Origin of the sequence: Saliphagus infecundisoli, from assembly GCF_020177375.1 — an archaeon.
GTDB classification, from domain to species: Archaea; Halobacteriota; Halobacteria; order Halobacteriales; family Natrialbaceae; genus Saliphagus; species Saliphagus infecundisoli.
In genome coordinates, this window is the sequence record NZ_JAIWHV010000009.1 from 100,717 (window position 1) to 106,735 (window position 6,019).

The 6,019-nt window shown below is 56.0% G+C and carries 3 protein-coding genes and 1 pseudogene; 3 read left to right on the plus strand and 1 reads right to left on the minus strand.

Annotated features, from left to right (window positions below; translation table 11 throughout):
- Positions 1–306 precede the first annotated feature (306 nt).
- Complete coding sequence (locus LCF40_RS12795; protein ID WP_224828730.1) at positions 307–1,290, plus strand: alkaline phosphatase family protein; 984 nt, start codon at positions 307–309, stop codon at positions 1,288–1,290.
- A 339-nt stretch (positions 1,291–1,629) separates the two neighbouring features.
- Here LCF40_RS12795 and LCF40_RS23435 read toward each other — a convergent pair whose 3' ends face one another.
- A complete protein-coding gene (locus LCF40_RS23435; RefSeq protein WP_224828731.1) occupies positions 1,630–3,147 on the minus strand; it encodes an O-antigen ligase family protein in 1,518 nt (505 codons plus the stop codon).
- A 412-nt stretch (positions 3,148–3,559) separates the two neighbouring features.
- On the opposite strand from LCF40_RS23435, the gene LCF40_RS12805 reads away from it, so the two are divergent.
- A complete protein-coding gene (locus LCF40_RS12805) occupies positions 3,560–5,059 on the plus strand; it encodes a flippase (RefSeq protein ID WP_224828732.1) in 1,500 nt (499 codons plus the stop codon).
- Positions 5,060–5,278: 219 nt separating this feature from the next.
- Positions 5,279–5,893: pseudogene (locus LCF40_RS23695) on the plus strand (IS110 family transposase); the annotation flags it as partial.
- Positions 5,894–6,019 lie beyond the last annotated feature (126 nt).

Consider the following 6,019-nt stretch of genomic DNA (forward strand, 5'->3'; position numbering starts at 1 on the left):
ACCGAAGGTCGTGTCCGTGAGCTCGTTGAAATATTTTCGCCCACTCCTCCCATTAGTACTGCTGGCGTCCGTGTGGTCGTTCCTCGGTTGACCGGCGGCGTCATCTCCGCAATGGACACACGTCTCCGTCTCGCTCGATTCGCCAAGACGGAAACGCTCGAAGCATCGCTCACGCGATGGGGTGAGAAGATCTGTGCCGATTCCTCCTCATCATTGGTCACTCCCGGTTCTCTAGCAGAATTGATGGTACGATCTAATGAGAGGAGTGAGCGAATTATTTAACCCTACTATAGATCAGGATAACATATGGTCAAACACGCCGACCGAGTCAAGAAAGGGATTAGAAACCCACACCGAGCCGCCGAGTTCGTCACGAATCGACTCGGTATTTGGGCTTCCTCGCGCGGGTATCTCGGTACACACGTCCTCGAGCGAGAGTGGGACGTGCTTGTGCTGCTCGACACCTGTCGAGTCGATGCACTTCGGCAGGTCGCTCCCGAATACGATTTTCTCGACAACATAGGACGGCTACGGTCGGTTGGCGCGACATCGTCCGAGTGGATCGGTGCAACCTTCGATCAAGCGTGGGCGGACGAGCTACAGAACACTGCGTATCTCGCCTGTAATGGCTACGCCGATTTCATCCTCGAATGTGGTGGCGACCCCGAGAGGTTCATTGGTCCGGCCCCACCTGCGTATTTCGAGCAGGGTGATTGGAACTTCGCTAGAGCGGCTGACCTCGGTCGACTCGAGCACATCTGGCGGTATGAACACGGGGACGACGAAAGCCAGTTGGGTCATGACGAGGGACATGCCCCACCTCGTTTTGTGACTGACCGTGCGATTGCGGTCGGGCGGGAGTTCGATTTTGAACGGCTAATTCTCCACTATTCGCAACCACATAGTCCCTATGTGGCGAATGCGATCGAAGAGAACCGGGAACTATACGACTACGAGCGAGAGCCCTTCGACTATCTCGAATCAGGCGGCGACCGTAAGCGGGTCCTTGAAGCATACCTTGACGATCTCCGATACGTGCTTGATGAGATAGCTCTCCTCTTGGATAATATCGATGGCGAGGTCGTGATCTCGGCAGATCACGGCGAGTCATTCGGCGAATATGGCGTGTATGGGCACCCGGCAGGAAGCCTCCATCCTCAGATTCGGAACGTTCCATGGGCGAAAACGTCAGCAATCGATACTGGTGATTACACCCCGAAGTTTGACCCGGAGCATACCTCTGAGCGCGATGTTGATGAAACACTGCGGGCACTCGGGTATGCTGAATAAGCGCGTGACCGTATCCGTCGTGGGAGAATAGTTTCGGGAGGACTACTCTGGGTCGCATCGATCGGAAACGAGCCGCCGGACAACCGCCACGATTCCCTGATTCAATCCATCCAGGATCACCAACGAGAGCGACATCGGCCCGCGAACGGTCTGCTGAGGTAACTTCCGGTGAAGCGAATCGAGGAGGCCACGAGAGCGTGGCCCACCGGACGCACATCGACGCCCTGACGATGCACCCGGATGGTTGGACCGAGGTCGATAAGTTCTGACCCGCAGCAAACGACAACATCACAGCGGGAAGTCTGAAAGCAAGTGTCTCAAAAGTCGAGGGAAACCGCGTTATCGGCTGCCGGCGTTCCCGACGGAGACGACCATCCCCATCAGAAGCCAGAACACCGCATTGCCGACGTATGACGGCCACATCAGGTTGAGCATCGAGAGCGCCCCGAACCCGATGGCTGCCCACAGTGCGACCAACATCACGAACGGGCGACTCTCCGGACCGCTCAATGCCCGCTCACAGTGATGGACGACTGATAGGATTAGGGCCATGAACAGGGCCAAGCCGACGAAGCCGGTAGCCGACAGAAACTCGTATGCAGTGTTATGGACTGCATCGGCGTGTGTGATCGTATCGAGTGAGGGAGCAATGAGTTCGTAGTTTGCGCCGCCGACCCCGAATATCGGATATTCTTTTCCGAGATTGATGGCTGCCTGGTAGGAGTCTAACCGTGTCTCGAGATTGTCCGCCGACACTGGGATAGGGTCGATAATAGTCCGGACACCCAGGATCAAAGTTGCCCCGAACGTCATGATCCCGGTGGCGACGACGGTTCCAAGAGCGGCCCGCCGGTATCGGGCAGTTGTCCGCGCGTTGATCGGGACTCGTCTCCATGCGAGCGCGATGCCCGAGGCGATCGTAAGGAAAGGGATCGCGATGAACACCGTGTCGCTCCAAGTGAGGATCATCGGAGTGGTCACAACGGGGATTGCGATGGCCGCGAGGACACGCTGCCACAACTCGCCTCGAATGAGGTAATAATAGGCTGTGACGAGCGCAAGGAATCCAATAAGGACGAACGCCACCCGGTTATCGGTCCAGCCAGCGATCGGATAACCACTCTCGAACGTCCACCCCAAGAGATCCACAGTAGGGGTGTCCTCGATGTCGAATTTTGTTGCCGTGTCGAACGAGCCAAGTCCCTCAGGGCCGACGATGACCGACTGGACGATTGCGACCGGGGCGTGGATCACGGCTGCAATCGCGACCGAGACGACCCCAACTCGAAGTGGGATGAGCGTCGCAAGGAGCAAGCCCACGCCGAAATAGAGAATCCAGCGGGCTTGGTTGACCGCAAACAGGGCAGCCGTCCGTGAGGATGGGCCAGCACCGAACACCGCCGCCAGGCCAGTCCACGCTACCCAAACGCACATGAGAGCGACGACGAGGCGGCCACCTGGATTCGGAAGGCGATCACGGTAGACCCAGTAACTTACGAGGAGGACGACGACCGCGGCAAACGGATCGGCCAGTTGGAGTCGGAGGTTTGCACGTGCCGTCTCAGCATAGAGGAGCGGAAGCGAGAGCGCACAGGTGGACATTGCGATCACCCCAGCAAAGACACCCCCAATCGGACGGTCGAGTGCGACAATAGCGACGAGATAGGCAGCGACGACAGCGAACGCGAGGGGGACAGGAGGCAAGCCGGCACCAACGGCGAGCAGCGGGACGACCCAAACGAACGCGACCAGCAATGCAGCCGATAAGGCCGGGATCTCCCACGGGCTTCGAGAGAGCCCCCCGCTATTGAGGTGTGCCGTCACCCACCCGACCGGATCAGCCACGAACTGATTCACACGCTGTATTAGCCTTTCCGTGTAATATCTATACCGGAGGCATTGTTAAATTGCACTATCTGACTTAGCGTGTTTAACCGGTGATTCGTTGTCGAGTGCTTGATAACTGTGGAAGTGGTTGCAGTAGGAAGTATAGGAAGTAAGACAGTACTCGGCGCTGGTCTGATAGGGTCGGAGACGACGAGTTACCGTTCGGCCGCAGCGCCGTATTGCGACCGACGGTGCACTGACTCGTCTCCGTCCCTATGACTGCTGCTCCACGTTTCGTAGAATTCCCGATCTGCATTTGGAACGTCTGTCGGATCCAGATCAATGATGAATTAGTACATTTGTGTTGGGTGTGGGTGACAATACCATAAAATTCCGTTCGGATGGAAACACTCATACGGGAATCGGGACGAATCCGAGTCGAATGGCTGATGAATCCGAGTCGGGAGTGCCCGCGGCACTTCGGTCGGTCGCGCGTGGTGCAGGGGCGCAGGTCCTTGGGCTGGGCACTACTCGGGTCCTTGGATTCATCACTACGTTTTTATTGACGAGTAGTCTCGGGGCGAGTCTTTACGGCATCTTCTCATTCGGAAAAACACTGATTTCGATAGCGGGAACCATCACCAACCTCGGAACGGACCAGTCGATAGTTCGATTCGTTCCGGACTACGACGACCGCACATCCCGGAACCGCGTCATCGGCCTGGCCACCCTCACCTCGTTTGTCGGTAGCATTGTCGTTGGGGGAATACTGTTCTTCTCCGCCCCGCTGCTGACGAGGCTGACGTTAGAAGAGCGGCTGCTTACGGACGTTTTGCGACTGTTCGCGTTCAGCCTTCCGTTCATGACGTTGACCGGGTGTATTGCGAGTGTCTTCCGGAGTCTGGAACTTCCGGGTTATCAGATCCTCTCCGAAAGCATCAGCCGTCAGGTGTTCCGGCTTATCACCGTCGGAATCGTCGTGCTCATTGGTGCCACGCTTGTCGGCGTCGTCGCAGCGGCGGTGGTCGCGTGGATTCTCACATTCCTCTTCGCGGTTGGACTGTTCGTTACTCAGACAGAGTTCCGCCCGGGACTCACAGGTTCCCAACCAGGAGTACGCGAGTTCTACAATTTCTCGATCCCGGTCACTCTGAGTGATAGCGGTCGATTGTTCCAGAACAAAGTCGATGTCCTGATGGTCGGGTTTTTCCTTTCCGGAAGCGCAGTTGGCATTTATAACCTTTCGAGGGTACTGACGCAATTACTCACCATCCCAGTCACCGGATTCAACACGATATACCCCCCGATTGCCGCCCGAATGTACGGCAATAACGAATCCGCAGATCTCGAAGCGTTGTTCACGCAGGTGACTCGGTGGTCGTTCACGATGTCGCTCCTTCCGGCGGTCGGGCTGTTCGTGTATTCGGACGAAGTGCTCGCGATCTTCGGTGAGGGATTCGACGCAGGAGGATTGGTACTGTCTCTGTACGTCGTCGGACAGTTTGTGAGCGCCGCGACTGGCCCTACCAGTTACACGTTGATGATGACTGACCATCAGTATTTCATGATGATCGATAGGTGGGGCGTCGGTGTAGCAAACGCTGTGCTCAACTACCTTCTTATCATTCGATTCGGTCTTATCGGTGCGGCGTTTGCCACTAGCACCGTGCTAATCTTGATAAGCGCTATCCGTGTCGTGACAATTTGGTACATGGAAGGGTTGTTCCCTTACTCACTGAACTTTTTCAAACCTATAGCTGCTGGGCTTGCTTGTGGAGTTGTTCTGGTAGGATGGGAAGTTCTTTCGCCGCTCTCGGGCCTTGTGCTGTTGATTGTTGGTGGCATCACTGGCACGATAACATTTGCTCTCATCCTCATTGCGATTGGGATTGAACCCGAAGATCGCGAGTTCTTCGCAGATATTGCTTCACGAATTAACTGATATAGCATGTCATAGAATGACTCTATGAAAATCCTGGTTTGAAGCCCCTGCCGCGTGAATCTGGATAACAGGGGTTGGCAGAGACCGAGTGAGATGAAGTGCAACAAGCACGCTAGAATGACCGGTCCTAGCCCGTGAAAGGAAGAAGAACACTGTGCCACAGAGCACGTATAGGTGCCTTTCCGATTCACGCGCGATCAGCCCCAACGGAGGCGTTTCATGTACCTCGGCATTGACACCCATAAACGATACTCGCAGGTTGCCGTCGTCAACGGCGACGGCAACCTGCAAGACGAGATTCGCCTGCCAAACGACAGACTTGACGAACTCGCCGAGCAATACGCTGGGAGTGAAGCCGCAATCGAGGCGTCGGGAAATTATCGCCCAATCTACGAGATGCTCGACGAGCATCTCGACGTTACTCTGGTGAATCCATCAAAGAATCGTATTATCGCCGACGCGACGGTCAAGACCGATCGCGTCGACGCTAAACGACTTGCTCAGATGCTCCGAGCAGACATGCTCGCTGAGAGCTATGTCCCACCGGACGAGATCCGCACATTGCGGGATCTCGTCCGGACGCGAAAATAGTTAGTCGAATCACGGACTGCTGAGAAAAACCGCGTCAGAGCAGTCCTCACGCGTACGGACAACACCTACGACAGCGAGCTGTTCGGCCCAACTGGGCGAGAGTTCCGCGCGGAACTCTCGCTCAGTGATGCCGATCGGATGATCATCGAAGCGCACCTCTCGGTGATCGATGCCTACGACGAACAGATCGAAGCGATTGAAGAAAAGATCGAACAGGAGGTTCTGGAATCGCCAGCAGCCCAGAGTGATCAGCGCAACGGATGAATACACAGACAGCGTATCTCCGTCATGAGCGGATCACGTCGGTTTGAACTCGTTGAGCATCTGTCGAACGGAGAGTTAGATCAGGCGATTAATGCGGCCCAGAAG

Coding starts and splice junctions, on each gene's coding strand:
- LCF40_RS12795 (WP_224828730.1), top strand. CDS start 307: ATGGTCAAACACGCCGACCGAGTCAAGAAAGGGATTAGAAACCCACAC.
- LCF40_RS12805 (WP_224828732.1), top strand. CDS start 3,560: ATGGCTGATGAATCCGAGTCGGGAGTGCCCGCGGCACTTCGGTCGGTC.